The organism is Porphyromonas levii DSM 23370, from assembly GCF_000379925.1.
Classification (GTDB): Bacteria; Bacteroidota; Bacteroidia; order Bacteroidales; family Porphyromonadaceae; genus Porphyromonas_A; species Porphyromonas_A levii.
On sequence record NZ_KB904224.1, the window covers coordinates 1 to 1,756 of the forward strand.

Annotated in this window: 1 protein-coding gene; it reads left to right on the forward strand. The window is 50.8% G+C overall.

Going from position 1 to position 1,756, the window contains the following annotated elements; translation table 11 throughout:
- A partial coding sequence (locus A3GG_RS13585; protein ID WP_033408136.1) for a cell envelope integrity TolA family protein occupies window positions 1–1,756 on the forward strand: 1,756 nt, incomplete at both ends.

Sequence of the window (1,756 nt, forward strand, 5' to 3'; positions counted from 1 at the left end):
GCAACCTACAAGAGCAAGTGGATGGAGAGGTGAGCAATTGGTTCTACCCTGGTGCCCCAGCCCCCAATAAGCTACCCGAGAGCGAGTGGCAGGGCAACACCGCCAAAGCTCGCCACATAGGCGACACCTACACAAGCACCGACACGAGTGGGGAGTATATGGGGAAGTCGTGGCGATACACCACCCACTACACGTGGCAACCAATCCACGACACCCTTGTATCACAAGCCCTCGCACAAGCTCAAAAGGCACAAAGCACCGCCGACGGAAAGAGTACCACCTACCTTGTGAAGCCAACAAAGTATGAGGAGGGGGATACATGGGTATTGGAGTCCTCGCAGGCACTCAATGGAATTTCGTACGAGGCGGGGACGATGCTATTCGCTAAGCAGGGAAGTAGTGCATTTATTGAAAGCCACTGGGTGGACAAGGTACGGTACATTGGTACAACACAGCTCAAGAAAAGCGAAGAGGCTAGCAAAAGAGCGTGGGAAGCCTATGCCAATGCTCAGGCAGAATCTGAGCGTGTTAAGGCTGAAGCGCATGCAGATGGCATTGTGACAGCCGAGGAGCGAGCAAGAATTGATGCAGTTAACAAGGCGTTGGAAACAGCTAAGAAGCATGCAGAAGCTCAAGACAAGTTACTCAAGACACAGCAAGAAGCATACGCAGACGGCAAAGTAACAGCAGCGGAGCGCAATGCTATTGCTGTGTCTCAGGCGCGTGCTAAGCTGGCAGAGGAGAACGCGAAGGCGTACGCAGATGGCAAGATAACGGCAGAGGAGAAAGCACGCATAGCGGCAGCTCAAAAGGCGTACGATGATGCCGTGGCAGAAGCAAAGCGACTAGACGGCAAATTGGTTGCGTCCGTTGACGTTGAGTTTGCGCTATCCTCTAGCATGACACGGGAGCCTACGAGAGGTTGGCAAACGTTGGCACCAGCACCTCAGGCAGGCAAATACATGTGGCAGCGCACGAAGACAACGCTCAAGGACGGCACTACAGATATAAAGGGCGTTACCTGCATAGCTGGAGCGGATGGACGTAGCATAGTGAGCATAACGGAGCAGTACTACCACTCTACTAGTATGACGTCGCTACAGGGCGGTAGCTGGAGTAATACAGCACCAACACCTACCGACGGCAAATGGATATGGACAAGGTCGGTTATCAAGTACACCATAGGGGATGACACTATCACTAGCCCAATATGCGTGACGGGGCAAAAGGGTGACATGGGTCTGCGGGTGCGTGAGAACTTGCTAACGTACAAACGCATTGAGGATAAAGCGTGGATTTGGAGACCAGGGGGAACAAAAGGGGAGTATACAATAACGGCGAAAGACGGCGGTAAAATCGTAGTTACAGCGGGGAACGGGTGTACAGATGATTACAACGCAAGAGGGGGGATGTATGCATTTCTTGTGATGCCTAGAGACCCGAGCGATAAAAGTAGCAGTAACGTATATGTCATGAGTGCTAAGATACGGATTGCATCTGGTAAGGCTTACGTAAATGAGTTTGGTAATGGTGACGCAATAAAAAAGAGTAACACATATAAGGTAGATGCTACAACTACACCTCTTGATATGTATTGTGTCTATAAAGCGTCTGAAGCTGGAGTGGTAGGTGTTGATTTTTACATGACAACAGGGAGCGTGTTAGAGGTGTATGATATCAAGCTCGAAAAAGTTAGCGACGGAGAGCAAGAGCTGCCTACAGCATACCTACCACACCCCGATGACCTTAAAGGCAA